Genomic DNA, 26,457 nt, shown 5'->3' on the forward strand with positions numbered 1-26,457 from the left:
GGTTCGAGGGAGGACGATGTACTTCACCGATCGGGGGATCGAAGAGCTGGTCGAGCGGCGCGGCGAGGAAGAGGTCAGCCTGCTGTGGCTGGGCGAGCGGCTGCGCGAGTTCGTCGACCTCAACCCCGAGTTCGAAACGCCGATCGAGCGGCTGGCCACGTGGCTGGCGCGGCTGGACGACGACGAGGACGAGTGACCGCACGCCCGGGGCCACGGCGGTAGTCTCGAAAACAGGACGCGATACATCTTGAGTTCGACTCGAACGCGACATATCGTGTTTTGCGTAGAGACGATGTCCGTGGAGAAGGGGTGGGAAGCATGCCGCAGTGGACGATCGACGCGCCGGACCGGCTCACGTTCGACCAGGTCGACGACCTCGATGTACGCATCGTCGCCGGCCGGCTCGACGTCCTGGCCAGCGACGGCTCGTCCACCCTGGAGGTCGCCGAGATCGACTCGGCCTCCCCGCTGCTCGTCACCTACGAAGAGGAGACCCGCACGCTCACCGTCGCCTACCGCGACCTCACCTGGGACGGCCTGCTCGGCTGGCTGCGCCGCGACAAACGCAGAACCGTGCTGTCCATCGCCGTCCCCAGGACCTGCCGGGTCAAGGCGGGCGTGGTGACGGCCCCGGCCGTGGTCGCCGGGTTCGAGCGGGTCACGAACGTCAAGAGCGTCTCCGGCGACATCGTGCTCGACGGCGTCAGCGGGGAGGTGCTGGCCAACACCGTCTCCGGCGCGGTCGAGAGCCGGGCCATGGAGGGCGATCTGTCGTTCATCAGCGTCTCAGGCGACCTCACCGTGGCCAAGGGCACGCCGCGGCGGCTGAAGGCCAGCACCGTCTCCGGCCGCATCACCGCCGACCTCATGCTCCGCCCCACCGGGCATGTGACGCTCAACAGCGTCTCCGGCGACATCCTGGTCAGGCTGCCCAAGAACGTGGAGGCGGACGTCAGCGTCAAGTCCACCTCCGGGCGGCTCGTCAGTACGTTCGAGGAACTGTCCACCAAGAGCGCTCCCGGCAGCAAGTCGATGTCGGGACGACTCGGCGGCGGCATGGCCTCCCTGTCGGCCATCACGGTCAACGGCGAGGTCGCGCTGCTCAAGGGAGAGAGGTAATGAGCCCTGTCTTCGGTCACGGCCGGCTCCGGCTGTACCTGCTGAAGCTGCTGAGCGAGAGCCCCCGCCATGGCTACGAGGTCATCCGGCTGCTCCAGGACCGCTTCCTCGGCGTCTACTCGCCCTCTCCCGGCACCATCTACCCGCGCCTGGCCCGGCTGGAGGAAGAGGGCCTGGTGACCCACGAGGTGGTCTCGGGCAAGAAGGTCTTCTCCATCACCGACAAGGGACGCGACGAGCTCAACGACCGGCTCGACGAACTCGCCGACCTCGAACAGGAGATCTCCGCCTCCGTCCGCGACATCGCCCGCGAGGTCAAGGAGGACGTCCGCGACACCGTCAAGTCGCTGCGCGAAGAGCTGACCCGGATGGCGCGGGACGTACGCACCGGGACCGCCGAGGACGCCCGGCGGCAGCGACAGCGGCAGAAGGAGGCGCTCAAGCGGCTGCGCGACGAGCAGAAGCGCCAGTGGATGGAGCACGCCTCGCACTGGCAGGACGAGAGCGAGCGGCTGCGCAGAGAGTGGCGCAGGATCTGGCAGGAGGCGTGGAGCACGCTCGGCGGCCCGCCGTCCGACGGCCCCGCCGACCGCGCCGCCCTGGACGCCGAGCTGGGCGAGCTCCTCGCCGACTTCGTCGGGCAGGCCCGCCGCGAGGCATCGCAGGCCCGGCTGACCCCGCGGAAGCTCGCCGACCTCCGCGCCGCCCTCGACGCCGCCTCCCGCAACGTAAGAGAAATCCTCGAACGTTGACCACCGGGCCCGCCCCGAAACCCACGCCCCCGACCACCGGGGCCCGCCCCGGGACCCGCGCCCCGACCACCGGGAGCCGCCCCGGGACCCGCGCCCCGACCACCGGGAGCCGCCCCGAGACCCGCGCCCCGACCACCGGGGCCTGCCGGGAGTCGCACGCCCTGAACCTCTGCGGCTCGCCGGGGCCGGGCACGCGAACAGGCCGCCCTCGGCCAGGCGCGCGCAGCGGTCACCGCTGACCAGCCATGCGCCGGTCACCCCTGACCAGCCATGCGCCGGTCACCCCTGACCAGCCGTGCGCCGGTCACCGCTGACCAGCCATGCGCCCCGGCCGTCCTGCGCCGCCCGCAGCCACACGCAGGCCAGGCGGCGCGGATCGACCGCCTTCCCGCACACGGTCCGACGGCCACTGGCGCGAATCGACCGCCTTCCTTTGACCGGTCCGACGGCCACAGGCGCGTTCCGCCCAGACGCCCACCGACCTACGCCCCGACCACCGCTGAGCACGATCCCGCTCGATCTCCTACGGCCCCGCGCACCAGCCGCCCTCCGGCCAAGTGCCCGAAGCCTCACCCCTCGCCCGGCGCAACACCCCGCCGCCCCGCTATGGGCGGTGCGCGACCAGACGCCCACCCCGCAGCATGACGCCCACCCCACAGCATGGAGCGCGAGACAGCATGGAGTGCGAGCCGGGCGCGCTCGAGCAGGCGTGCGAGCCGGGCCCCGGCGATCCCACGTCGTCAGCCCCAAGGTGGGGGCCGCCTACCGGCAGGCGAGAGTCAGGCGGCGTCGCGGCAGGAGCGGCGTTCGGCGCGGCGGGCGTGGTAGGCGAGGGCATGTAGCGGAGGCGGTACCGCCGGGGCGGCAGGTCGGGCGGCACCTCACGTTCGGGCACCCGCAGGCCCGCGCGAGTCATATCGCCGCGAGCTGCCGCGACTCCTCGTAGAAGCGCCGCTGCTGCTCCTCGGTGTACGGCGTGCCGAAGTACCGGTTGAGCGCGATGAAGCGCTCGAACAGCGTCAGATGCACCCACGCCCACGCCTCACCGTTGAGGGCGTGGTAGCGCCGCCCGCGCGCGTCCACGCCGCCGATCGGCGCGTGTAACCGCCGCAGCCGCCGCCCCTCTGCGGGCCCTTCGGCCCCGCCGTACACCCACTTCTGCACGGAGATCAGCGTGCGCTGCAGCCGCCCCCAGGGATCCTGCCGGTACGTGGAGTGCTCGGCGACCGCCGCCCCCACCGCCGGATGCATGATCTGAAGCACCAGCGCGCTGCCGGCGACGAGGAGGTTGCGGTACTCGCCGGCGGTGTCCCAGTGCATCGAGCCCGGGCCGAACGGCACAACGTCCATGCTGATCACTCCTGGGTGATGGGTCCATCCCCTCTGTATCGCCCAGAAGCCAGCAGAAGTAACTTGTCACTTATTCACCGGGTAAAGACGATCTTTCCGAAGATCTCGCCCGACGCCAGGGCTGCGAAGCCGTCGCGCGCCTCCGTCATCGGCATCACCCGGTCGACCACCGGCCGCACCCCGGTCTGCTCCAGGAACACCGCGAGCCGCCGCAGCTGCTCCAGCGTGCCCATCGTCGAGCCGACCACCGACAGCTGCAGGAAGAAGACCCGCTGCAGGTCGGCCGGCGGCACCGCGCCGCTGGTCGCCCCGGACACCACGATGCGCCCGCCCGGCTTGAGCGACTTGAGCGAGTGGCTCCAGGTGGCCTGGCCGACGGTCTCCATCACCGCGTCCACCCGCTCGGGCAGCCGCGCCCCCGGCTCGAACACCTGGTCGGCGCCCAGCTCCAGGGCCCGCTGCCGCTTGCTCTCCGAGCGGCTGGTGGCCCAGATGCGGTATCCGGCCGCCCGGCCGAGCGCGATCAGCGCCGTCGCCACGCCGCCGCCCGCGCCCTGCACGAGCACGGTCGAGCCGGGCTGCAGCCCGGCCTTGTCGAACAGCATCCGGTACGCGGTCAGCCACGCCGTCGGCAGGCAGGCGGCGTGCTCGAAGCTCAGCGCGGCGGGCTTGGGCACCAGGTTGCGGCGCGGCACCGCCACCCGGTCCGCGAACGTGCCGTCGTGCACCTCCGACAGCAGCGACCGCTTCGGGTCGAGCGTCTCGTCGGGGCCCGAGCCGATCACGGAGTGCACGATGACCTCGTTGCCGTCCTCGTCCACGCCGGCGGCGTCGCAGCCCAGCACGATCGGCAGGCGGTCCTGAGTGATGCCGACGCCCTTGAGCGTCCACAGGTCGTGGTGGTTGAGCGCGGCGGCGCGTACGGTGACCGTCGTCCACCCGTCCGGCACCTTCGGCTCGGGATGCTCGCCCAGCGTCAGCCCGGTGAGCGGATTGTCGGGATCGATCTGTGTGGCGGTAACGGCGAACATGGCCGCACCCTACTTCAGCCCATCCCGTCACCCCAGCCCCGCACCGGCGCGGCCACCAGACCACGCTCAAGTGAGCATGCGCACGCGCGACCGCGCGCCCGCCGCTCAGGTGGGCCGTCCCGCGACCAGCCGCCCGCGCTCAGCCGCCGGCCACGGACGCGCTCAGGTGAGCGTGACGCGGAGCTGGTCGAGCACCGTGCGCCGGAACTCGGGTGGCCCGGTGACCGCGACCAGGACGTCACCCCGGCACACCATCTCGCCGCGCCGCCCGGGCCCGTCGATCACGGCCGGCATCCGCGCCCTGTCGGCGCAGTCAGGCGTCGGAACGAGCGCCACCCGCTCCCCCAAGCCGCCGAACCAGAGCTGCGGCCCCACGGGACGGCCCTGCACGACCGTGCCCGGCGCTGCCAGCCGGACTCCCTTGCCGGCCGAGAGCACGAGGTAGCCGTCCTTGGTCACCCGCCCCTTCACCTGGCGGGCCATCGTCATCCGCTGCTCGAACGTCAGCCCCTGCCCGACGTCGTGCAGGGCGAGCCGCCACCGCCCGAACGCGAACAGCAGCACCTGCCCGCGCGCCCCGCTGCCCGCAGGACGCGGCCAGAGCGTGACGTTGGGCGTGAAGTTCCTGATCGGTTTGCCGCCCCGGGTGATCTCGATCTCACCGGCGTAAGGGGCCACGAACTGCCGGAAGCGGCCGTCCACCCACGCGCTCCAGAACGGCCGCGACCCCATCTCCGCGAGCCCCAGCTTGGCCGGGTAGCGCACCTCGGCGCGGGTGCCGTCGGGGAAGACGACCTCGAGCAGCTCGTCGCCGCCCTTGCGGGCGGGCCGCGCGGTGAGAATGTTGGGCGCGCTCTCGACCCTGGTGAGCGACCGGATGGGCGCGGGCGTCGGCCCTTCGGCGTCGGCCTCGGGCTCGGGCTCCCGGCTGGTGAGCACACTGACGGCGCAGATGGCCACGAGCGCCACCACCACCGTCCACTCGACCCATCGGCGGTGGCCACGCTCGTCTGACTCGATGACGTCGAACCGGTCCGCCACGACGTTCCTAGCCGAGTAGTGCTGGCGTGCGCCCTTGTGCTCAGTTCAGTTGAGCGGCGACCGCCAGCGCAACCCCTCGAACCGGGCGAAATCCCTGTCGCAGGTCACGAACTCACATCCGTGCTCGATGGCCAGCGCGGCGAGATAGGCGTCGGGAATGAGCTTTCTCCGGGCGTCGGTCTGCCTGCAGAGCCTGGTGAAGATCTCCCAGTGACGCTTCCCTGGAGTGACGACGATGGCATGAGGCTGATTTCGCACCTGGTCGGCGAAGGTGAGGATCTTCCGCATGTCCGGCGGATCCTGGTGAATGGCTCCGTTGCTGAGCACGCGGATGAACCCGTTGATCACAAAGTCGGAGACCGCGTAGGCGGATTCGCCGTTGACCTGTTCATCGATCAGCTTGTGGCAGACGACGTGGTGCGGCGCCTCCGTACGGAAGGCGTTGACGAGGATGTTGACGTCAGCGAGCTGCATCGGCCTCCGCCTTTCCGTATCCCTCGATGTCGTCTTGCTCCATCAGGTGGTAGATGAGCTCAGGGGTCAGGTCGATCTCCGGCTTGAGCCGCGCGTCGCTGGTGACGAGCTCCACGCGGGGCCGTTCGGCCGCCTCCGTGGCGCGGTTGAGCAGTTGCCGCAAGGCGTCCTCCATCACTGAGGTGAGACTCCGTCCGTTTCTGGCCGCGTACGCCTTCGCCTCGTTGAGGAGCGCCTCGTCGATGCGCACGGTTGTCCTCCGCATGACTCCAGCGTGAGCCCGTGACATAAAAATGTCAACCACGGATAGTAGTCACTCGAACACGGCTTCGCATCCGCTTTCCCTCACCACCTGGCCACATTGACCTTGCCGTCCGTGCTCACCCGCACCTCCTGGCCCACCAGCTCACGCTGCTCGGCCTCGGTCGCCAGCGCCTCGTCCTCGATCACCGCGTACGCCCGCCCGCCGGGCACCTCCACCACCGCGAACCCCTTCTCCACGACGCCGTCCCGCCCGTGCGCCACCGTGTACCCGGCCACCACCCCGGAGCCCGAGTAAGCAGAAACCACGGGTACCTCGCGCGCGACGTGCACGGGCGAAGGGTCGCCGAGCCGCCCGCCGGGCTCGCTGGACCACACCGCGCACGTGTGCTTGGTCAGATGCATCCCGACGCCGGTCACCATCCCGTGCCCGGGCCTGGCGCGCAGCAGCCCGGCCATGGTGGCGGTCGCGTGCAGCACGTAGTCGCTGGCGGGCCCGCCCGCGTACGGCAGCCCGCCCGTGACGGTGAGCCCGCGCGGATCGCACGGGTCGAGCCCGAACGCGTCGCACGCCTGGCGCAGCGCGATGGCGAAGCAGCTGTAGACGTCGAGTGCGTCCATGTCGCCGAGCTCCAGCCCGGCACGCTCGAAGGCGGCACGTGCGGCGGCCCCGGCGGCGGTGGACGAGGCGAGGTCGGGCCGCGCGGCCACCTCCCAGGTGTCCTCGGCGTACGCCCACCCGCGCAGGTAGATCCGCTGCTCCTCAGGCACGCCCAGCCGGTCGGCGAGCCCGGCACCGGCCAGCACGACGGCCGCCGCCTGGTCGACTTCGAGCACGGCCACGGTGGAGCGCGTATACGGCCAGCCGACGAACCGCCGGTCGGCGGCGAGCTCGTCGGCGGTTCGCGCGGTCCTGCGCCAGGCGTAGGGGTTGGCGGCGGCCACCTCGGTCATCGGCGCCATGATCCGGGCCCGCTCGCTCATCTCCTCTTCGATGGTGAGGCCGAGCCGGGCCCTGCGGGCGGTCTCCATGATCGGGTACGTGTGCACGGGCATGAACAGCCCGTGCGCGAGCGCCGACGGGTGCGGCGGGCGCTCCCATCCGTACGGCGGCTTGGGGTCGGCGGGGTGGCTCCACGGCGCGTGTTCCCCCGCCTTCCGGTACGCCCGCCGCGTGGCCAGCGCCTCGGCCCCGGCGACGAGCGCGCTGTCGAACTCGCCCGCCGCGATCCCGGCCGCCGCCTCCCCGATGAGCCGCTGGGGCGCGGTGCCGCCGACGGCCGAGTAGGCGCGGTGGCGCGGGTGGGCCCCGAGACGCTCGGCGAGGCGGCCGACGGGCGAGTCGTACTGCCAGGAGTCGGTCCAGACGATCTGGATCGAGCCGAGCCGGTCGGGTGGCAGCCGCGCGTCCTCGGCGGCCTCGCGCGCGACCGACTCCCACAGATCGAGCGGTTCAGGGCCGGGTTGCTCGCGAATCGTGCGCTGCGCGATGCCGATGAGACAGGGGGTGCGTGAATCCATGAGCACAGCTAACCAGAACATCGCTCTGTTGATAAGCACCGCATATCGAGTGGCGCACGCTAATGCCCGTTACCGCTGTTGCCAGTGACAGCAAAACACGGCCTCGACCAGCAGAGATGCCCATCACGAATACATGCATATTCGCTATTCAGATAACAGAACGGAACCGTCCCATGCTTTTTCTCGTCGCTTTCTGGAAGCCCGCTCAAGCCATTCATTAGCGTTTCGGGCGTTTTCCTGGCCCACCGGGGCGCAGCACCCCGCTCTGGGCCGCCGAAAGCTGAGAGGAGCTCCATGTCTTCCCGAGCAAGGCGCATCGCGATCCCCCTCGCCGGCCTGATGGCCATCGGGCTCACGGCAGGGACGGTCAGCAGCGCCGCGGCCGGTACCGCGACAAGCACCGCCGCCGCCACGACCACCAGCAGCAGCACGGCGCGTTCCGACGTCGTCTCCAGGAACGCGGCCACCCCCGCGGAGCAGGCCGTCCGGTTCTGGACCCCCGACCGCGTCAAGCGGGCCACCGACCACAACGACGGCCTCGACCTCACCACCAAGGGCCTCAAGCGCGCCGGCGGCGAGACCCCCGACGGCCCATCCGGCTCCGTCCCGCCCATCGGCGCGGAGAAGGCCAAGAGCACGAAGAGCAAGCAGGTCAACCTGCCCAACACCGTGGGCCGGGTGTTCTTCACGCTGCCGAAGGCCGACCCCCGTAACCCCAAGAACTGGCGCTACTGCTCGGCCACATCCGTGCAGGGCAAGTACCGCAACCTCGTGGCGACCTCGGCCCACTGCGTGTACGACACGAAGAAGAACACCTTCTACGACAACTGGGTCTTCATCCCGTCGTACTGGGACGGCGACACCGCCTGGACCGGCAAGGCCCCCTACGGCATCTACGCCGCCAAGACCTTCAACGCCCACGACGACTTCGTGGTGAAGGAGGACTACGACTACGACTACGCGTTCGTCAACGTCTACAACGGCATCAAGGTCGACTGGGAGAAGGCCGGCAAGCGCTGGCGCTGGACGGTCAAGAACGTCGGCAGGCTCGGCGACAACGTCGGCGGCCAGGGCTTCACGTGGAACAGGAGCACCAAGCTGACCGTGTTCTCGTTCGGCTACCCGGCGGGCCAGCACCCCGACGGCGACAGGCCGTACACCGGGCGGACCATGAAGTGGTGCTACGGCAAGACCAAGCCGATGCCGGAGTCCAAGAAGTACAACCTCCAGGAGCACTTCGGCGTCAAGTGCGCCTTCACCGCGGGCGCGAGCGGCGGCCCGCTGCTGGTCAACTACAACAGCGCCGCGCGCACCGGCTACCTCGTCGGCGTCAACAGCGTCGCGTGGGACACCGACGGCAACGACCGCTACGACCACATCTCCTCGCCGTACTTCAACGGCGACACCTACAAGGTCTACAAGGCGGCGGCCAACCGCTGGACGGGCAACATGCCGCGCTGATCGAACGGCGCCTCAGGCCCCGGTTCCCCTGGTTCCGGGGCCTCTCGCCGTGCACGGAAAGCCGCCGCGGGCGGCTCGCGCGCGGTACTGCGTCACGCGCAAATTCGGGTACGCTGACACCACCCCTGACCTGCGCGAACGCCGCAAGATAATGATCATTTACGCGTATCGCCGCGCTATCACTGACGACATCCTTATAGCTCACGATGCACTCTTGATCAGGTAACGAATCTCTATCCGAGCTGCAATAGAGTCTGTACTTCTGGAAAAATCCACCGTTACCACCCGAGAAAGGCAATTCATGATCCCCCGAGCCAGGCACCTCGCGGCCGCTGCCCTGGGCAGCGCGCTGCTTGTGCTGCCTGCGCTCACGACGCCCGCGCACGCGGAGGCCAGGACGGCCGCGGTGGCCGCCCCCACGAGCAAGGTCTACGCCGCCCCGCTGGCCAAGACCGCCGCGGACGTCAAGCGGGTGGCCGAGTACTGGAAGCCCGAGCGGCTGAAGAAGGCCGACAGCTTCAACCCCGCCACGCCGGGCACCTCCGAGAACGTCTCCACGACCACCACCGCATCCGCCGCCCCCGTGGCGGCGGTCCGGCGTTCGACGGCAGCGCAGAGCGTGAACGCCGTGCCGCCGCGCAAGGGCGGCGCCGCGCGGACCATGGGCAAGGTCTTCTTCCGGTTCGGCGACAAGGAGTACTGGTGCTCGGCGGCCTCGGTCGCGGCCAGGAACCGCAGCGTCGTCGCCACGGCGGGACACTGCGCGTACGACTCCCGCCACGCCAAGCCCGCCGACTACTGGATCTTCGTCCCCAACCCCGGCCCCAACGGCGAGACGCCCGACGGCATCTACGTCGGCTCGTCGATCGCCCTGCACGAGGACTGGTCGGGCAAGGCCGACTACGACTACGACTACGCGTTCGTCACCGTGCACCGGGGCTTCACCTGGACGGCCAAGAACGGCGGCTACGTCATGCAGGACGTCGGCCGGCTCCAGGACAACGTGGGCGGCCTCGGCATCGAGCTGAACAAGAAGCCCGGCACGTACTCGGTGGCCGCGTTCGGCTACCCGGCGGGGCTGCAGCCCGACGGCTCGGCCCCGTTCAACGGCAAGACGCTGCGCAAGTGCCCGGAGCGCACCACCCGCTTCACCGTCGCGCCGAGCCGCGACCTGCAAAAGGGCGTGGAGCTCGCGCCGTGCGACTTCAGCCCCGGCGCGAGCGGCGGGCCCTGGGTGATCGGTTACGACGACACGCGCCGGCTCGGCAGCCTCAACGGCGTCAACAGCCTGACCTGGAACAGGGACGCCAAGGGCGGCTATGACGCGGTGTCGTCGCCCTACTTCGACACCACCACCGGAGAGGTCTACCGGCACGCCGCCAGGCTGACCACCCCGGCAAATGTGACGTAGATCATAGCAACCGATCGAGCCACTCAGGTGTCCAGCGCCTTCTCTGTCACGAGACGATCACGGCGCGCTTGGAACGTGCGGGGATGATCTCCAGCAAATTCCCAGGAAGAGGATCAAAGCTGTAGGTTCCGGGCTGTCCGTTTGCTGAGTTCAGGAGGGGCAAGAGGCACCTCCCTGCCAGCGCAACCTGGAGTTACGTTGAAGCGAATCCTCCTGCCCGCCGGCGGCGCCCTTCTGGCGACCGGCCTGATCGCCTCCAGCCTGCCCGTCACCGCGCAGGCCGCCGGCCGCGTCGCCCACGACCCGATGGCCCGCAACTCTTCCGCCGCGGTCTCCATCGCCTCCTTCTGGCTCGCCGCGAACGGTGCGGCGCTGCGTTCCGCGACCCAGTACACGTGGGACTCGAAGGAGGTCAGGAAGGTCGTCTCCAAGGGCGGCTACACCCCTGACGGCCGTCCTGGCACGACCGCGCCGACCGGTGGCACGAAGGCGGCGGGCGGCCAGAACGTGAACCTGCCCAAGACCGTCGGCAAGGTCTTCTTCGTCGACGCGAACGGCAAGTACCGCTGGTGCTCGGCCACCTCGATCCAGTCGAACTACCGCAACCTGGTCGCCACGGCCGGCCACTGCGTGTACGACACCGACAGCAACAGGGACACGCTGGACAAGTGGGTCTTCGTCCCGGGCTACTACCAGGGCAAGGCTCCCTGGGGCATCTACGTGGGCAAGCAGGCCTTCACCCACTACGACTTCGACGTCTACGAGGACTACGACCGCGACTTCGCGTTCGTCACCGTCTACAACGGCATCACGCTCCAGCGGGTCAAGCCGGTGAACCGGCGCGAATACCAGCGCTTCACCGGCCCCAAGCGCGCCTGGGGCGGCCGCTACCACCTCCTGCTGGTCAAGGACGCGGGCCGGCTCGGCGACAACGTCGGCGGCCAGGGCTTCGCCTGGAACCAGCCCACCGGCAAGCCGGTGCGCGCGTTCGGCTACCCGGCCGCGCCGCACCCCGACGGTGACAAGCCGTACAGCGGCGTGACGCCGAAGCACTGCTACGGCAAGCCCACCGGCAAGCGGGTCGGCGCCTCCTGGCTCAAGATCGAGGAGCACGTGGGCCTGAAGTGCGCGGTGACCCCCGGCTTCGACGGCGGCCCGTGGCTGCTGAACTACAGCAACAGCAAGCGCACCGGTTACGTCAACGGCGTCACCAGCACGTTCGCCGACCAGGACGGCAACGACCGGATCGACTACATCACCTCGCCGTACTTCGACGGCGAGACGGCGGCGGTCTACAACGCGGCCAAGAACGTCTGGTCCGGCAAGATCGTCGGCCGGAACGGCGAGCTGTACAAGTAAGCCCTACCAGGGGAAGGCGAGGGTCTCGGGTCACCGAGACCCTCGCCTTGTTTTTTGGGGCGGTTCAGCCCGGACACGTGGTCTCTGAGGCTATTAAGTACTGAAGCTCAGCCTCTGCGAGAGTTCCACCCGCAAGTCCGATTTCCCTGGTGGATCGGCCATAAAGCCGCGGTTTTGCGGCGGTTCACCCCGGAACGAACCCCGCCATACCCCTCTGGAAGCGCCTCACACGCGCCTGGGAGCCCGCGGAGGCCCGCGCACGGCTCCAAGCCTTCACAGGGGTCATAGGGACGGCCAGAGCGGCCCTGAGGGCCCGTTCGCGATCTTCGCTCTCCAGCGGCGCAGAGGGCCTCGCATGCACGAAACCCCCGGTGCGAGCGGGGTTCCTGAAGAGTCAAGAGGCGGGAGCTGAAGATCACCTGGGAGGCGAGGGGGAGGTTAGACGGGCGGAGGCTCCAATCTGGTTCCTGTGATCTAAGTCACATTCATCTGGTAACCCGTCGTATCGACATACTAACCGTACTTCCACCTCAAGAGCATCATCTCCCACATACCCTGCGACAACGTGATCCACTAGTCACGCCGCGCGAAGATCTCTGACCGATAACGGAAAGGTAACGGAGGTAAGGGTGGGTGCCGGATCTTGCGAAGCGGGTTTCACCTGCGGAGATCACCACGCTATGGTCCTTGCCATCCCTTTACTGACGCATGGGACGCAAGTTGCGACCCACGACAGAGCAAGGAGCAGTTCCCTTGAAGCGCATCCTCATCCCCGCCGGTGGCGCCGTTCTGGCCACCGGTCTGCTGGCCGCCGGCCTCGCCGGTACGGCCTCCGCCGCGTCTGACGTTGCCAAGGACAACCTGGCGACCTCTGCTGCGAACGCGAACGCCATCGCTCAGTTCTGGGCCGAGAACAACGGTGCTGCCCTCAAGGCCGCCACCGAGTCCAACGTCTGGGACAAGACGGACGTCGCCAAGCTGCAGAGCAAGGGCGGCGCCACCACGGACACCAAGCCGGGCTCGACCGCGCCGATCGGCGAGGAGAAGAAGACCGCCGCTAAGGTGCAGAACGTCAACATGCCGAAGACCATCGGTAAGGTGTTCTTCGTCAACAGCAAGGGCGAGAAGAAGTGGTGCTCCGCCACTTCGATCCAGTCGAAGTACCGCAACCTGGTCGCCACGGCCGGTCACTGCGTGTACGACACTGGCGCCAACCGCGACGTGATGGACAAGTGGGTCTTCGTCCCCGGCTACTACCAGGGCAAGGCTCCTTGGGGCATCTACGTCGGTAAGACGGCCTTCACCCACTACGACTTCGACGTCTACGAGGACTACGACCGCGACTACGCGTTCGTCACCGTCTACAACGGCGTCAAGGTCGACGGCAGCGAGAAGAGCACCAACGTCTCCAAGGCCGAGTGGGACAAGTACACGGGCCTGAAGGGCGCCAAGGACGTCGAGATCAGCAAGGAAGAGTTCCTTAAGGGCAAGCTCGACCCGACCTCGACCGAGTCCTTCTGGGTCAAGCGGGGCTCCGCCCCCGAGGCGACCGGCCCCGACTACCCGGGCGCCGAGGTCGGCAAGGTCGAGGTGTCCGAGGCCCAGTACAAGCGCGCCGGCATCGGCAAGGGCAACGGTCGCAAGTTCGGTGAGCCCGTCACCGAGGTCGTGACCGCCAACGAGGCCGCCGCCTACAAGGCCAAGCAGCGCCGCAGCCCGAGCCGCTACCCGGCCAAGGTCGAGCGGGACCGCCGTGGCAACTGGACCATCACGCACTTCTACGTGCAGCAGTGGTACAAGCCCGGCACCGACACGAAGTACTTCAAGACCGTCTTCTACATCATCGACCACAAGTCGCTCGACGCCGGGCGTCTCGGTGACAACGTCGGCGGTCAGGGCTTCGCGTGGAACCAGCCGACCGGCAAGGACGTGCGCGTGTTCGGCTACCCGGCCGCTGCGCACCCCGACGGCAACAAGAACTACACCGGCATTACTCCGAAGTGGTGCTACGGCAAGACCACCAAGAAGCTGGTCGGTTCTGCTGCCAAGAAGATCGAGGAGCACGTCGCCCTCAAGTGCGCCATGACCGAGGGCGCCGACGGTGGCCCGTGGCTGTACAACTACAGCAACAACAAGCGTCTCGGCTACGTGAACGGTGTCACCAGCACCTTCAACGACCAGGACGGCAACGGCCGCGTGGACTACATCTCGTCGCCGTACTTCGACGGCGAGACCAACACGGTCTACAAGGCCGCCGCGAACAGCTGGTCCGGCAAGGTTGTCTGACGTAACGCTTAGCGACCGGTTCTGACCGATCGTTCAACGTTACAAGCGAAGGGCCCGGCATCCCGCCGGGCCCTTTTGCTGTTCCCGGACCGCGCTCTCCGCTCGACCCCCGAACGAACCCCGCCCGGTTTCGCCTGATTTTGTGGGTTCCTTGGACGTACGGGAGCCCGATACGGTGCCACCAAACCTGTGTGATCTGCATCACACTTGACATTTCGCCCCGATTCGGGGCGTCCCATCACCCTCCGGACGTCACACTGACACCTTCTTTATGTTGATCAGCCAAGACGGGCCGGCGATCACCACCGGTTAACTCCGCGCGTTTACGCCTTTTAAACATCACAGATCGATTACGCCCGGCATGTCGCGCTTTTTCATCTCAAAGCTTCTACCGGAGCTCAAGATCGAGACTGTATGTTCCTCGCATCCCTTTACTGACGCATGGGACGCAAAAGGCGTCCCACGACAGCGCAAGGAGTTACTGTGAAGCGCATCCTCCTCCCGGCTGGTGGTGCCGTACTGGCCACCGGCCTCCTCGCCGCCGGCCTGTCCACTACCGCGCAGGCCGACTCGAAGGTCGCCAACGCCGACCTGGCGAAGAACGTCGCCGCGGCCCAGGAGATCGTCGAGTTCTGGACCAAGTCGAACAACGCGGCCCTGAAGAAGGCCGTGGCCTTCAGCCCCGACTCGCTCGAGGTCAAGAAGACCGTCTCCGGTGGCGGCTATACGGCCGACACCAAGCCGGGCATGACCGCGCCGATCGGCGGCGAGAAGAAGGCGTCCGTCAAGGTTCAGAACGTCAACCTGCCGAAGACCATCGGTAAGGTCTTCTTCGAGGGCCACGACGGCAAGCTCTACTGGTGCTCCGGCACCTCGATCCAGTCGAAGTACCGCAACCTGGTCGCCACGGCCGGGCACTGCGTCTACGACGTGGTTTCGAACAAGGAAGTCGTCTCCCGCTGGGTGTTCGTCCCCGGTTACTACCAGGGCAAGACCCCGTGGGGTCTGTACGTGGGCAAGCAGGCCTTCACCCACTACGACTTCGAGGTCTACGAGGACTTCGACCGCGACTACGCCTTCGTCACGGTGTACGACGCCCTCAAGGGCTCCGTCAAGGAGCCGAAGAAGGTGTACTGGGACGAGTTCAAGAAGTACCGCGGCGAGAAGTTCGTCAAGGAAGTCCCTGTTTCCCGGGAAGAGGCTCGCAAGCGTCTGGACCCGCACAACAAGGACGTGTACTACCTCAAGGGCGCTGTGCCCGACGAGAAGGTCGGCCCCGACTACCCGGGTGCCGAGCTGACCAAGCGCGAGGTCACGGCCCAGGAGTACTTCCGTGCCAAGACCGGCCAGGGCCAGGGTCGCAAGTACGGCGAGCCGGAGGTCGAGCAGGTCACGTACAACGAGGCCATCGAGTACCTCAAGGGCCAGGGCTGGGACCCGAAGAACAACAAGCCGGCCGTTCCCAACGAGAAGTTCCCGGGCACGGTCAAGCTCGACCAGCGCGGCAACTCCACCATCACCCACTACTTCGTGCAGCACTGGGTGAAGAAGGGCACTGAGCGGGGCTGGGTCCGCAAGGACTTCTACATCGTCGTCAGTGGCCTGAAGAGCGGTGGCCGCCTCGGCGACAACGTCGGCGGTCAGGGCTTCGCGTGGAACCAGCCAGGGCAAGAACGTCCGGACCTTCGGTTACCCGCAGGGCCTGCACCCGGACGGCAACAAGCCGTACACCGGCGTCACGCCGAAGTGGTGCTACGGCAAGACCTCGCACAAGAAGCTGATCATCGAATCCCGCAAGGTCGAGGAGCAGCTGTCCTTCAAGTGCGCCGTGACGGCGGGCTACGACGGTGGTCCGTGGCTGTACAACTACAGCAACGCCAAGCGTCTCGGCTACGTCAACGGTGTCACCAGCCTCTTCGTCGACCTCGACAAGAACGACCGCTACGACACGATCACCTCGCCTTACTTCGACGGTGAGACCAACGTGGTCTACCAGGCCGCCGCGAACTCGTGGTCCGGCAAGCTCGTTCCGTAAGACGCGGCTTCGTGATCAGCGAACGTTCCTGATCGGAGACGGCGCACCCCGAAGGGCTCGGCAGCTAGCCGGGCCTTTCGGCCTTTCGTGAGGAATTTGTGAGCAATTCGCATACCAGAGTGACCTGTGAGTCGATAGGGTCTTTACGCCCTTTTTGACAACAGTGGAGCCTCCGTTGAAGCGCCTGCTCATCCCCCTAGTTAGCGCCGGCCTCAGCGCCGCAGTTCTGGCAGCACCCGCCACCGCCCAGCCGCACTGGGCTTCCGATCCCCTGACGCCGAAACCAGCCGACGCGTACGGAGCCGCCTACTTCTGGCTCGACGCCAACGGGGCCGCCCTCCGCAAGGCGACGCAGTACACCTTGGACACCAAGGCTGCGCCCAAGCTCGTCTCCACCGGAAGCAAGTCCGCGCCGAGCGGCAAGCCCGGCATGACCGGCCCCACCACCAACACCAAGGCCACCACCAGCAAGAACGTCAACCTGCCCAAGACCATCGGCAAGGTCTTCTTCCTTGACGAGAAGGGCCGGTACCGCTGGTGCTCCGCCACCGCGATCCAGTCCAGGAACCGCAACCTGGTCGCGACCGCCGGTCACTGCGTGTTCGAGCACGGCAAGGACGACGTCTTCGACAAGTGGGTGTTCGTCCCCGGCTACTACCAGGGCAAGGCCCCCTGGGGCGTGTACGTCGGCGCGTACGCCTACACCGCCTACGACCTCGACACCTACGACGACTACGACGGCGACTTCGCGTTCGTCGCGGTCCACAACGGCTTCGCCCTCGCCCCCGAGCGCGAGGTCTCCCGCAAGGAGTTCGACGCCTGGCTGGGCGACAAGTGGGTGAAGGCCCGCGAGATCAGCCCGCAGGAGTACATCAAGTGCAAGCTCAACTTCGGCGAGTGCTGGACGCAGGGTCACGGGGCGCCGAGCCTCGTCGGTCCTGACCACCCGGACGCCGTGGTCGAGCGGGTCGAGGTCTCCAAGGCCGTCTACGACCGCGCCCGCGTCGGCAAGGGCCAGGGTTACAAGTTCGGCACGCCCGTGACCGAGCAGGTCACCGCCCGCGAGTACGCCGCCTACAAGGGCCCCGGCACCAAGGGCAAGGACAAGCTCGGCAACTACACCATCACCCACTACTACACGCAGAAGTGGGTCAAGCCCGACAGCGGCCGCAAGTACTACCGCGCGCAGTGGATCGTCGGCATCGCCAAGGACCTCGGCGCGCTCGGCGACGTGGTCGGCGGCCAGGGTGTGGCCTGGAACCAGCCGCTCGGCCAGCAGGTGACGGCCTTCGGCTACCCGAGCGCCCCGCACCCGGACGGCGACAAGCCGTTCACCGGCGTGACGCCGAAGTGGTGCGCCGGCAAGACCTACACCAAGAGCGTGCAGGTCAACACCTTCAAGGTCGAGACGCACCAGATGCTGAAGTGCACGATGACCGGCGGCGCCGACGGCGGCCCCTGGCTCCTCAAGTACAACAACAGCAAGCGCACCGGCTACGTCAACGGCGTGACCAGCGTGTTCGCCGACAACGACGGCAACGGCCGGATCGACCACATCAGCTCGGCCATCTTCGACGGCGAGGTCGCCGACGTCTACAACAAGGCCCAGTACAAGGACACCGGGGCCATCGTGACCCCCAAGGGCGAGCTGCTGCAGTAAGCACCGCCCGCTGACGGCCAGCACCCCGGCGACGCGTCAGGGTGCTGGCCGTTCGCGCGCTCAGACGGCCGTCAGCTCGCGGGTGCGCTCCCGCAGCGCCAGCACCGGCCGCTCGTTCTTGTACGGTTCGAGCCGCCGCCGCAGGTCGGCCGCGTACGACCGGGACCTCGCCGACTGCAGCTCCCCCGCCAGCGCCAGCGCCTCGGCCGCGGCCGAGCACGCCTCCTCGAGCTCACCGCACTGCAGCAGGCCCGCCGCGAGCAGGGACAGATTGAACATCCGCCCCCGCACGTAGCGGCCGTCCATGTCGAGGGAGCGCCGCGCCTGGCGTACGACGCGCTCGCCCTCACCGAGGTCACGGAAGCAGTGGGCGAACTTGGCGGACAGGTATGCCTCGTCGAAGTAGCCGAGCCAGGTGGGCTCGTCATCGGGCTTTCTGGCCTCGAAGGCGCGTTCGGCCTCGTTGAGCGAGGCGCCGCAGGCGCGGGCGTCGCCCAGGCCGGCGTGCGCGTGCGCCTCGAGGACGTGGGCGGATGCGAGGAGCGTCTGCACGCCGGCCTTGCGGGCCGCGAGCTGGGAGGCCCTGGCCAGGTCGAGCGCGTGTGCCGGCTGGCCCATGTAGATGGCCTGGTGGGCCATCCCGGCCAGGATTTCGCCGCCCAGGGTCTGGTCGTCGGCGCCCCTGGCCAGGCGCAGGGCCTGGATGAGGTAGCGCTGGGCGAGACCGTGCTGCTCCATGTCGTAGGCCATCCATCCGGCCAGCCTGGTCAGCTCCGCCGCGGCGGAGGCGAGGCGGCGGCCGGTGGCCTCGTCGTAGGCGCCGTCCTTCAGCAAAGGCGAGACGGCGGTGTCGAGATATTTGATGACGGACGAGCGGACCCTGCCGCTGCCGAATCGGTTGTCGAGCTCACTGAACGATCGAGTGACCTCGTGGATGGCGGCGATGTCGGCGCGGCCTACCCGCCGCGTCCCTGTGCCGCTCAAGCGTCCTTCTTGTGGAGACGTCAGCCAGCGTACGGCTCCGACGGAGCCGGCTCCTATCGCGAACGTCGAGTCGATCAGGAACCTCCGTCTCTCCACATCGGCCCGCCACAGTGCCGTCACGGTCGCGACCCCCTCCTGCCACGTGTGCGTGAACTGCTGTCCGAGATCGAGGGGTGTGATGGTGGCCGGCATGCCGAGATCCTCAGAGGTGATCGGCCGGCCCAGCCGCAGCGCGAAGATCTCGCTGAGCAGGGCGGGAACCGGATCGCGCGGCCGTTGTCCGCCGATCCAGCGCAGCACGGAGCTGTGGTCGTACTTGAGGCCCGGGGTGCCACGGGCGGCTCCGAGATCGTTGAGACGCCTGGCCAGTCCCTTGTGGGAGAAGCCCGCCTCTGCGATGAGCTGCTGCAGCAGTCGGTTCGGCTCGCGTTCCATCGCTCTCCTCGTCAAGGAGTCGGCGCCCACATCCTTACAGAGAGCTACTGTTATATCACCTTGAGTAAAAGATCCGTGACGGTTCGCCAAGGTCACCCCAAATTCCGTCCGCACCCGGCGCCGGCCACGCTCCTGGACGGGGAACGCAGCTACCCGTGAAACGGGCGGGCAATCGGCGCGTACGAGAAGATCGGAAAGGGCGGGCGAGAGCGGAAAGCCCTCGCCCGCCCCGTGGTCGCGGACGCATGAACGCCGCGCAGGTCAGAGGCGCGCGACGCCGTCGGCTCTGGCCTGCGCGGCCACCGCGGCGGTGACGGCGGGCGCGACCCGCTCGTCGAACGGGCTCGGGATGACGTACGTCGCCGACACCTCGTCGCCCACCACCTCGGCGAGCGCGTCGGCGGCGGCCACCTTCATGTTCTCGGTGATCGCCGTGGCGCGCACGTCGAGCGCGCCCCTGAAGACGCCGGGGAAGGCGAGCACGTTGTTGATCTGGTTGGGGAAGTCGGAGCGGCCGGTGGCGACCACGGTGGCGTGCCTCGCGGCCACATCGGGGTGCACCTCGGGCGTCGGGTTGGACAGCGCGAACACGATGGCGTTCTCCGCCATGGAGGCGATCGCCCGCTCGGGGACCGTGGAGCCGGACAGCCCCACGAACACGTCAGCCCCGGCCAGCGCCTCCTCCGTCGAGCCGGTGTGCCCGGCCTTGTTGGTGTCGCGGGCGAGCGCCTGCTTGACCGGGTTGAGCCCGTCGCGGCCCTCGTAGATCATGCCCTTGGAGTCGGCCACCGCGATGTCGCCGATGCCGGCCTCCAGCAGGATGCGGGTGACGGCGACGCCGGACGCCCCGGCTCCCGCCACGACGGCGCGCAGGTCGCCGAGCGCGCGGCCGGTCAGCCGGGCGGCGTTCTTCAGCGCGGCGAGCACGACGATGGCGGTGCCGTGCTGGTCGTCGTGGAAGACGGGGATGTCGAGCGCGTCGCGCAGCCGCCGCTCGATCTCGAAGCAGCGCGGCGCGCCGATGTCCTCGAGGTTGATGCCGCCGAACGAGGGCGCGAGGCGTACGACGGTCTCGACCAGCGCGTCGACGTCGGTGCAGTCGAGGCAGAGCGGCACCGCGTCGACGCCGCCGAACTCCTTGAACAGCAGCGCCTTGCCCTCCATGACCGGCATGGCGGCCGACGGGCCGATGTCGCCGAGCCCGAGCACGGCGGTGCCGTCGGAGATCACCGCGACCACCCGGGAGACCCAGGTGTAGTCGGCGGCGAGCGCGGGATCGTCGGCGATGCCGGAGCAGACCCTGGCGACGCCGGGCGTGTAGGCGAGCGACAGGTCGGCGGCGTCGCGGACGGGCACGGTGGAGCGGATCTCGATCTTTCCGCCGCGGTGCAGCGCGAAGGCCGGATCGTCGTCGAGCGATGAAGTGGAATCTGAAGCGGGCGTGGCAGCCACAGCGACCCCTGTAGTGATTGGTAGCGGAGAAACCTTCTGCGGACGAGCGCGAGCGGGCTGGCTTCGGTAGCTGCCAGAGTCCCCTCGCCGAACGTCTCGTTGAGGGGGTTCGGGGGTCACCCGTGTCCCCATACTGCCACATCGTGAGATGGTGATCGATGTCGTTTCCGCGGAGCCACGGCGGCCCGAGGGCCGGTCACGTGCCGTTTCCCCGTGCCCGCCGCTGTTCCGGGCCGTCCGGTGTCACCGCCGACGCCGTTCCGTTGACGCATCGTTAAACGCCCGATGACAGTTACGGACAAAACCCCATTTAAACTGCACAAAACGCACTTCATGGCACTTGACTTCCCGAGGAGGCCGTACATGGCCCTCAGCCCGAAGGGCCGCCGCGGCTACGCCGCCGGCGTGCTCGCCCTGACCGCCGCTCTCACGCTGACCGCGTGCGGCGGCGAGAGCGGCTCGAGCTCCGGCACCACCAGCGCGAGCGCCTCCGGCGCGGCAGCCGGCGTCAAGCTGGTGCAGCCAGGCAAGCTCACCGTCTGCACGAACATTCCGTACGAGCCGTTCCAGTTCAAGGACGAGAGCGGCAAGATCGTCGGGTTCGACGTGGACATCGTCGACCTGGCCGCCAAGAAGCTCGGTGTCGAGCAGAACATCGTCGACATCGACTTCGCGGTGATCAAGAGCGGCGCCGCCATGGCCGCCGGCAAGTGCGACGTCGCCGCCGCCGGCATGACCATCACGCCCGAGCGGCAGCAGAACATCGACTTCTCCGACCCCTACTTCGACGCCACGCAGGCCCTGCTGGCCAAGAAGGGCACCGGGGCCAAGTCCCTTGAGGACGTCAAGGCCAAGGGGCTCAAGCTCGGCGCGCAGGCCAGCACCACCGGCCTCGACTACGTCAAGAAGCAGGGCTTCGACCCGACCGAGTACGCCGACTCCGCCAAGGAGCTGCTCGCGCTGCAGGCCGGGCAGGCCGACGTGATCGTCCAGGACCTGCCCGTCGTGCTCACCTGGCTGAAGAAGCCCGACATCGCGGAGAAGTTCGAGATGATCGCCAGCCTCGACACCGGCGAACAGTACGGCATCGGCCTGAAGAAGAACGCCGACCCGGTGCTGCTCAAGACGATCAACGAGGAGATCGCCAAGGCCAAGCAGGACGGCACCTACGAAAAGATCTACGTGAAGTGGTTCGGCAAGAAGCCCGGCGAGCTGGGCTGATCCATGGCCGAACAGCCCAAGACGGCTGAGCCTGCCCGCGCCAGGCTCAGCCCCCGCAAGAAGCAGCAGATCAGCCGGGGCATCCAGTACGCCATCCTGGCCGTCCTGCTGGTCGGCGTGATCCTGTACGCCGACTGGGGCAGCCTCGCCCAGAACTTCGCCAAGGGCGAGGTGGCGCGCGAGGCCCTGCCGGACCTGTTCACCATCGCGCTGCGCAACACGATCATCTACGCGGTCGGCGGGTTCGTCTTCTCGTTCGTGCTCGGCCTGGTGCTGGCGCTGATGCGGCTGTCGCAGGTGCTGCCGTACCGGTGGATCGCGATCCTCTACATCGAGATCTTCCGCGGCCTGCCGGCCCTGCTGATCTTCCTGTTGATCACATTCCTGCCGCTGGCGCTGCCCGGCTTCGAGGTGCCGTTCGGCACGTACGGTCAGGGCATCCTGGGCCTCGGGCTGGTGGGCTCGGCCTATCAGGCGGAGGTGTTCCGCGCGGGCCTGCAGGCCGTGCCCAAGGGGCAGATCGAGGCCGCGCGCTCGCTCGGCATGTCCGCCTTCAGGGCGCAGCTCACGGTGGTGATCCCGCAGGCGGTCAGGATGGTCATCCCGCCCACCACGAACCAGTTCGTGGCCCTGCTGAAGGACTCGTCGCTGGTGCTGTTCCTCGGCGTCTCCGGCGAGTACGTCGAGCTCGCCAAGTTCGGCAACGACCTGGCGTCCCAGTTCGCCAACGCCACGCCCATCATGGTCGCCGGCGTGACGTACCTGATCGTCACCATCCCGCTGGGCTACCTCGCGTCCCGGCTTGAGGGACGTAAGGGAGGGACGCGATGACGCACGCCATCGAACTGCGCGACCTGCACAAGCACTTCGGCAAGAACGAGGTGCTCAAGGGGATCGACATGACCGTCGACCCCGGCCAGGTGGTCTGCGTGATCGGGCCGTCGGGCTCCGGCAAGTCCACGTTGCTGCGCTGCGTGAACCTGCTGGAGACGCCCACCAGGGGCAAGGTGTTCGTCGAGGGCGTCGAGGTGACCGACCCCGACGTGGACATCGACGCCGTACGCCGCCGCATCGGCATGGTCTTCCAGCAGTTCAACCTGTTCCCGCACATGACCGTGCTGGAGAACGTCATGATCGCCCAGCGGCGGGTGCTGAAGCGGAGCAAGAAGGAAGCCGAGGCCGTCGCCAGGGAGAACCTGGAGAAGGTGGGCGTCGGCGCCAAGTGCGACGCGCTGCCCGGCCAGCTCTCCGGCGGCCAGCAGCAGCGGGTGGCCATCGCCAGGGCCCTGGCCATGAACCCCGACCTCATGCTCTTCGACGAGCCGACGTCGGCGCTCGACCCCGAGCTGGTCGGCGATGTGCTCACCGTCATGCGCAAGCTGGCGGAGGAGGGCATGACGATGATGGTGGTCACCCACGAGATGGGCTTCGCCCGCCAGGTGGCCGACCGCGTGGTGTTCATGGACGGCGGTGTGATCGTCGAGGACGGCCCTTCGTCCCAGGTCATCGGCGATCCGCAGCACGAGCGTACGCGGACGTTCCTGCACCGCGTGCTGCACCCGGAGGACTGATCGGTTCTCCGCGATCGGGAGGGCGGGGACGCGAGCGGCGTCCCCGCCCTTCTGGTGTAATACACCGGCATGGACCTGACCTCTTACGCGGAGTGGGCGGTCCGGCTGGTCAACGACCTCGCGCCGCCGGCCGAGCTGCGGCGGCTGCGCGATGAGCTGGCCGCCGTGTTCGACGCCGCCGGTGACGAGCGCGCGGTGGCGGCGCGGCTCAACGCCCTGCTCGAGCGCTATCCCGTACGCCCGCAGCTCACGGACCACGACGGCTCGGGCTGGCATCTGCACCTGGCCGAGGATCCCGCGGCGACGGCGGTGATGGGACTGGCCGCGGTGGTGGCGGAGCTGGGCGTGGACCGCCTGGGGCGCTGCCAGGACGCGCGCTGCGGCCGCGCGTTCCTCGACACCTCGTCCAACCGCTCGCGCCGCTACTGCTCGGCCCGCTGCGCCAGCCGCGCCAACGTGGCCGCCTACCGCGCCCGCCGCCGCGAGGGCGTCCTGCCGACGAGCGGCCCGCGCGTCAGCGGCCAGTAGCGCAGCACCACCCGGCCCACGATGTCGCGCACGGGCCCGAAGTCCCAGCTGTCGCGGCGCCCGCTGGCCCGCTGGTTGTCGCTCTCCAGCCACCAGCCCTCGTCGGAGTGCCACTGGGCGCGCTTCACGATCAGCCTGCCGTCACCGGGCATGCGCGCGACGACGAGGTCGCCGGGCCGTACGGCGGCGCCCCTGCGTACGAGCAGCCAGTCGCCCGGCAGCAGCGCCGGCCGCATCGAATCCCCTTCGACACGCACTCTCATCGGCTGTGACCCCCTACTCCGCAGGCGTCGGGACCCGAGTAAGGTCGGTTGTGGACCAAGCTGATTCAGCATCCAGGAAGGACTTTCTGATGCTCGCACGACTGCTACGACCGAGGCATGTCGCATCCGCACACTGCGACCTGCCCTGCGGTGTCTATGACCCCGCCCAGGCCCGCATCGAGGCCGAGTCGGTCAAGGCGATCATGGAGAAGTACGCGGCCAACGAGGACCCGGTCTTCCGCGCCCGCGCCATCAAGATCAAGGAGGAGCGCGCCGAGCTGGTCAAGCACCACCTCTGGGTGCTCTGGACCGACTACTTCAAGCCGCCGCACCTGGAGCAGTACCCGCAGCTGCACCAGCTCTTCTGGGACGCCACGAAGCTGGCCGGCGCGGCCGGTGCCAAGGGCACGGTCGACGTGTCGAAGGCCGAGGAGCTGCTGGGCAAGATCGACGAGATCTCCAAGATCTTCTGGGAGACCAAGGCCGCCTAAAACGGCACATAAGGCTCTGTGCGGTTACGTACCGCACAGAGCCTTTTCCGTTGATGGCGAGTCTGAATCGTCCAAGCACCGCTCAGGGGCGGTAAGTTGCAGTCAGCGTCGGATTCGCGAGGAGGAACGTGACCGAGGAAACCGAGACGCGCGCGGAGGGCGTGGCCGGCATCCGCGATGTGGTGAGCATCAGGCTTCCCGCGGCGAGTGCCTACCTGTCTGTGCTGCGTACGGCTACCGCCGGCCTGGCTGCGCGGCTTGACTTCACCCTGGACGAGATCGAGGACCTTCGCATCGCCGTCGACGAGGCCTGCGCGATGTTGCTGAGCGAGGCGGTGCCGGGCACGGACCTCACCGCCGAGTTCGAGCTGACGGGGCAGGAGATGCAGGTCAGAGTGGAGGTGACCACGGTCGGCAGCTCCGCGCCCAAACGCGACGACTTCGCCTGGATGGTCCTGACCGCTCTGGCCGACGACGTCGACGCGGTGACCGACTCCCCCGATCGCATGGCGATCGTCCTGCGTAAGCGCCGAGGCGCGGCCCAGAATGCGGCGGGGCCGGCGTGACGGAAAGGACTGGAGCCATGGCCACCAGCGAACACGCCGTGCCCGACCGGGTGCGTGCTCGCATGCTCTTCGCCGAGCTGGCCGAGCTGGGCCCCGACGAGCCGCGCCGCCAGCGCATCAGGGATGAGCTGGTCGAGCTTCACCTTCCCCTGGTCGAATATCTGGCGCGCCGTTTCCGCAACCGGGGCGAGTGGCTCGACGACCTCACCCAGGTCGCGACCATCGGTCTGATCAAGTCCATCGACCGGTTCGACCTCAACCGCGGCGTGGAGTTCTCCACCTACGCCACGCCCACCATCGTCGGCGAGATCAAGCGGCACTTCCGGGACAAGGGCTGGGCGGTTCGCGTGCCGCGCAGGCTTCAGGAGCTGAAGCTCTCGCTGACCAAGGCGATCAGCGACCTGTCGCAGCGCGAGGGGCGTGCCCCGACGGTGGCAGAGCTCGCCTCCTACCTCAAGATGACCGAGGAGGAGGTGCTCGAAGGGCTCGAGTCCGCCAACGCCTACTCCACGGTCTCGCTCGACGCGCCCGACTCCGGCGACGACGACGCGCCCGCGGTCTCCGACTCGCTGGGCATCGTGGACGAGTCGCTTGAGGGCGTCGAATATCGCGAATCGCTCAAGCCGCTGCTCGAACGGCTTCCGCCGCGCGAGAAGCGCATCCTGCTGCTGCGTTTCTTCGGCAACATGACGCAGTCGCAGATCGCCACCGAGCTGGGCATCTCACAGATGCACGTCTCTCGCCTGCTGGCCCGCACCCTGGCCCAGCTCCGCGAGGGCCTGACGGCCGAAGACTGACACCCGGGTTTTCCGCACCCGCGCCGCGAAAGGGGGCGACGTGCGGAAAACACGCCTTGCCGCCGTCCTGCGCGCCTATCCGTCGCCGTAGAGCGCGTGGGTGGTGGGGGAGCGAGCAGCGTCACGATCCCGGCGACGGCCACCACGAGCAGCGGGATACCGAGCTGCGCCTGGCCCGACTGCATCAGCGTGACGGAGACCGGCAGCATGAAGATCTGGGTCAGCACCGCCGGCGACCTCCCCCACTTCTCCATCTGGAACAGCCCGCCCAGGGCGACCCAGAGCAGCCCGGCGCCGACCAGGAACCCGAACGCCGCCTCCGCCAGGGCGGTGGTCGTGTCGTCCGGCTGGCCGGTCAGTGTCTCGACCGCGACGAAGACGCCGAGCC

General features: G+C 68.3%; 25 protein-coding genes. 16 read left to right on the forward strand and 9 right to left on the reverse strand.

Going from position 1 to position 26,457, the window contains the following annotated elements; genetic code table 11:
• Window positions 1–16 precede the first annotated feature (16 nt).
• The 3 genes from ACFMQL_RS07990 to ACFMQL_RS08000 all read left to right on the forward strand — a co-directional run bounded on the left by ACFMQL_RS07990 (window position 17) and on the right by ACFMQL_RS08000 (window position 1,871).
• Window positions 17–196, forward strand: a complete 180-nt coding sequence (locus ACFMQL_RS07990) for a DUF6104 family protein (protein ID WP_364059351.1) — start codon at window positions 17–19, stop codon at window positions 194–196.
• Between the two features lie 122 nt (window positions 197–318).
• Window positions 319–1,119 carry a DUF4097 family beta strand repeat-containing protein gene (locus tag ACFMQL_RS07995; protein ID WP_364059354.1) on the forward strand — a complete coding sequence of 267 codons (801 nt, stop codon included), beginning with the start codon at window positions 319–321 and terminating at the stop codon, window positions 1,117–1,119.
• Window positions 1,119–1,871: a helix-turn-helix transcriptional regulator gene (locus ACFMQL_RS08000; RefSeq protein WP_378785090.1), complete on the forward strand. Its 753-nt coding sequence runs from the start codon at window positions 1,119–1,121 to the stop codon at window positions 1,869–1,871. Before ACFMQL_RS07995 ends, ACFMQL_RS08000 begins: the two co-directional genes overlap by 1 nt.
• Before the next feature lie 912 nt (window positions 1,872–2,783).
• Here the strand turns inward: ACFMQL_RS08000 and ACFMQL_RS08005 are convergent.
• The 6 genes from ACFMQL_RS08005 to ACFMQL_RS08030 all read right to left on the reverse strand — a co-directional run bounded on the left by ACFMQL_RS08005 (window position 2,784) and on the right by ACFMQL_RS08030 (window position 7,549).
• A complete protein-coding gene (locus ACFMQL_RS08005) occupies window positions 2,784–3,221 on the reverse strand; it encodes an oxygenase MpaB family protein (RefSeq protein ID WP_364059360.1) in 438 nt (145 codons plus the stop codon).
• Between the two features lie 74 nt (window positions 3,222–3,295).
• Window positions 3,296–4,252: a zinc-binding dehydrogenase gene (locus tag ACFMQL_RS08010; RefSeq protein WP_364059363.1), complete on the reverse strand. Its 957-nt coding sequence runs from the start codon at window positions 4,250–4,252 to the stop codon at window positions 3,296–3,298.
• A gap of 162 nt (window positions 4,253–4,414) precedes the next feature.
• Window positions 4,415–5,293, reverse strand: a complete 879-nt coding sequence (locus ACFMQL_RS08015) for a hypothetical protein (protein WP_378785092.1) — start codon at window positions 5,291–5,293, stop codon at window positions 4,415–4,417.
• Window positions 5,294–5,338: 45 nt separating this feature from the next.
• Window positions 5,339–5,767 carry a type II toxin-antitoxin system VapC family toxin gene (locus ACFMQL_RS08020; RefSeq protein WP_364059369.1) on the reverse strand — a complete coding sequence of 143 codons (429 nt, stop codon included), beginning with the start codon at window positions 5,765–5,767 and terminating at the stop codon, window positions 5,339–5,341.
• Complete coding sequence (locus ACFMQL_RS08025) at window positions 5,754–6,017, reverse strand: hypothetical protein (RefSeq protein WP_364059372.1); 264 nt, start codon at window positions 6,015–6,017, stop codon at window positions 5,754–5,756. The genes ACFMQL_RS08020 and ACFMQL_RS08025 overlap by 14 nt, the downstream gene beginning before the upstream one ends.
• A 95-nt stretch (window positions 6,018–6,112) precedes the next feature.
• A complete protein-coding gene (locus tag ACFMQL_RS08030; RefSeq protein WP_378785094.1) occupies window positions 6,113–7,549 on the reverse strand; it encodes an acetyl-CoA synthetase in 1,437 nt (478 codons plus the stop codon).
• Window positions 7,550–7,843: 294 nt separating this feature from the next.
• Between ACFMQL_RS08030 and ACFMQL_RS08035 the strand changes: the two genes are divergently transcribed.
• From ACFMQL_RS08035 to ACFMQL_RS08060, 6 genes are all read left to right on the forward strand, one after another.
• Window positions 7,844–9,010 (forward strand): trypsin-like serine peptidase, encoded by a 1,167-nt coding sequence (locus ACFMQL_RS08035; RefSeq protein WP_378785095.1) that lies wholly within the window; start codon window positions 7,844–7,846, stop codon window positions 9,008–9,010.
• A gap of 301 nt (window positions 9,011–9,311) precedes the next feature.
• The gene (locus tag ACFMQL_RS08040) at window positions 9,312–10,421 is read left to right on the forward strand and encodes a trypsin-like serine protease (RefSeq protein ID WP_364059381.1); all 1,110 of its coding nucleotides are present in this window, start codon (window positions 9,312–9,314) and stop codon (window positions 10,419–10,421) included.
• Window positions 10,422–10,619: 198 nt separating this feature from the next.
• A complete protein-coding gene (locus ACFMQL_RS08045) occupies window positions 10,620–11,780 on the forward strand; it encodes a hypothetical protein (RefSeq protein ID WP_364059384.1) in 1,161 nt (386 codons plus the stop codon).
• Between the two features lie 753 nt (window positions 11,781–12,533).
• On the forward strand, window positions 12,534–14,066 hold the full coding sequence (locus ACFMQL_RS08050) for a hypothetical protein (RefSeq protein WP_364059387.1): 1,533 nt from the start codon (window positions 12,534–12,536) through the stop codon (window positions 14,064–14,066).
• Window positions 14,067–14,549: 483 nt separating this feature from the next.
• Window positions 14,550–16,043: a trypsin-like serine peptidase gene (locus ACFMQL_RS08055; RefSeq protein WP_378785097.1), complete on the forward strand. Its 1,494-nt coding sequence runs from the start codon at window positions 14,550–14,552 to the stop codon at window positions 16,041–16,043.
• Window positions 16,044–16,276: 233 nt separating this feature from the next.
• Entirely contained in the window at window positions 16,277–17,761 is a 1,485-nt protein-coding gene (locus ACFMQL_RS08060) for a hypothetical protein (RefSeq protein ID WP_364059393.1), read from the forward strand.
• A 60-nt stretch (window positions 17,762–17,821) separates the two neighbouring features.
• Here the strand turns inward: ACFMQL_RS08060 and ACFMQL_RS08065 are convergent, their stop codons facing one another.
• Together ACFMQL_RS08065 and ACFMQL_RS08070 are read right to left on the reverse strand one after the other, a co-directional pair.
• Entirely contained in the window at window positions 17,822–19,180 is a 1,359-nt protein-coding gene (locus ACFMQL_RS08065; RefSeq protein WP_364059396.1) for a hypothetical protein, read from the reverse strand.
• A 261-nt stretch (window positions 19,181–19,441) separates the two neighbouring features.
• Window positions 19,442–20,632, reverse strand: a complete 1,191-nt coding sequence (locus ACFMQL_RS08070) for an NADP-dependent malic enzyme (RefSeq protein WP_364059399.1) — start codon at window positions 20,630–20,632, stop codon at window positions 19,442–19,444.
• A gap of 363 nt (window positions 20,633–20,995) precedes the next feature.
• On the opposite strand from ACFMQL_RS08070, the gene ACFMQL_RS08075 reads away from it, so the two are divergent.
• The 4 genes from ACFMQL_RS08075 (at window position 20,996) to ACFMQL_RS08090 (ending at window position 23,952) form a co-directional block, all read left to right on the forward strand.
• The gene (locus ACFMQL_RS08075) at window positions 20,996–21,853 is read left to right on the forward strand and encodes an ABC transporter substrate-binding protein (RefSeq protein WP_364059402.1); all 858 of its coding nucleotides are present in this window, start codon (window positions 20,996–20,998) and stop codon (window positions 21,851–21,853) included.
• A gap of 3 nt (window positions 21,854–21,856) precedes the next feature.
• A complete protein-coding gene (locus ACFMQL_RS08080) occupies window positions 21,857–22,684 on the forward strand; it encodes an amino acid ABC transporter permease (protein ID WP_364059405.1) in 828 nt (275 codons plus the stop codon).
• A complete protein-coding gene (locus ACFMQL_RS08085; RefSeq protein ID WP_364059407.1) occupies window positions 22,681–23,424 on the forward strand; it encodes an amino acid ABC transporter ATP-binding protein in 744 nt (247 codons plus the stop codon). The genes ACFMQL_RS08080 and ACFMQL_RS08085 overlap by 4 nt, the downstream gene beginning before the upstream one ends.
• A gap of 69 nt (window positions 23,425–23,493) precedes the next feature.
• Window positions 23,494–23,952, forward strand: a complete 459-nt coding sequence (locus tag ACFMQL_RS08090) for a CGNR zinc finger domain-containing protein (RefSeq protein ID WP_378785101.1) — start codon at window positions 23,494–23,496, stop codon at window positions 23,950–23,952.
• Here ACFMQL_RS08090 and ACFMQL_RS08095 read toward each other — a convergent pair.
• A complete protein-coding gene (locus ACFMQL_RS08095) occupies window positions 23,889–24,287 on the reverse strand; it encodes a S24 family peptidase (protein WP_378785103.1) in 399 nt (132 codons plus the stop codon). The two genes, ACFMQL_RS08090 and ACFMQL_RS08095, sit on opposite strands and share 64 nt — an antisense overlap.
• Before the next feature lie 17 nt (window positions 24,288–24,304).
• Between ACFMQL_RS08095 and sodN the strand changes: the two genes are divergently transcribed.
• From sodN to ACFMQL_RS08110, 3 genes are all read left to right on the forward strand, one after another.
• Window positions 24,305–24,706, forward strand: a complete 402-nt coding sequence (gene sodN / locus ACFMQL_RS08100; protein WP_364059416.1) for a superoxide dismutase, Ni — start codon at window positions 24,305–24,307, stop codon at window positions 24,704–24,706.
• 128 nt (window positions 24,707–24,834) lie between these two features.
• Window positions 24,835–25,272, forward strand: coding sequence for an anti-sigma factor (locus ACFMQL_RS08105; protein ID WP_364059419.1), 438 nt, complete (start codon window positions 24,835–24,837; stop codon window positions 25,270–25,272).
• A gap of 17 nt (window positions 25,273–25,289) precedes the next feature.
• Window positions 25,290–26,069 carry an RNA polymerase sigma factor SigF gene (locus tag ACFMQL_RS08110; RefSeq protein ID WP_364059422.1) on the forward strand — a complete coding sequence of 260 codons (780 nt, stop codon included), beginning with the start codon at window positions 25,290–25,292 and terminating at the stop codon, window positions 26,067–26,069.
• The last annotated feature ends 388 nt before the right edge of the window (window positions 26,070–26,457 follow it).

This window comes from Nonomuraea fastidiosa (assembly GCF_042751225.1).
Classification (GTDB): Bacteria; Actinomycetota; Actinomycetes; order Streptosporangiales; family Streptosporangiaceae; genus Nonomuraea; species Nonomuraea fastidiosa.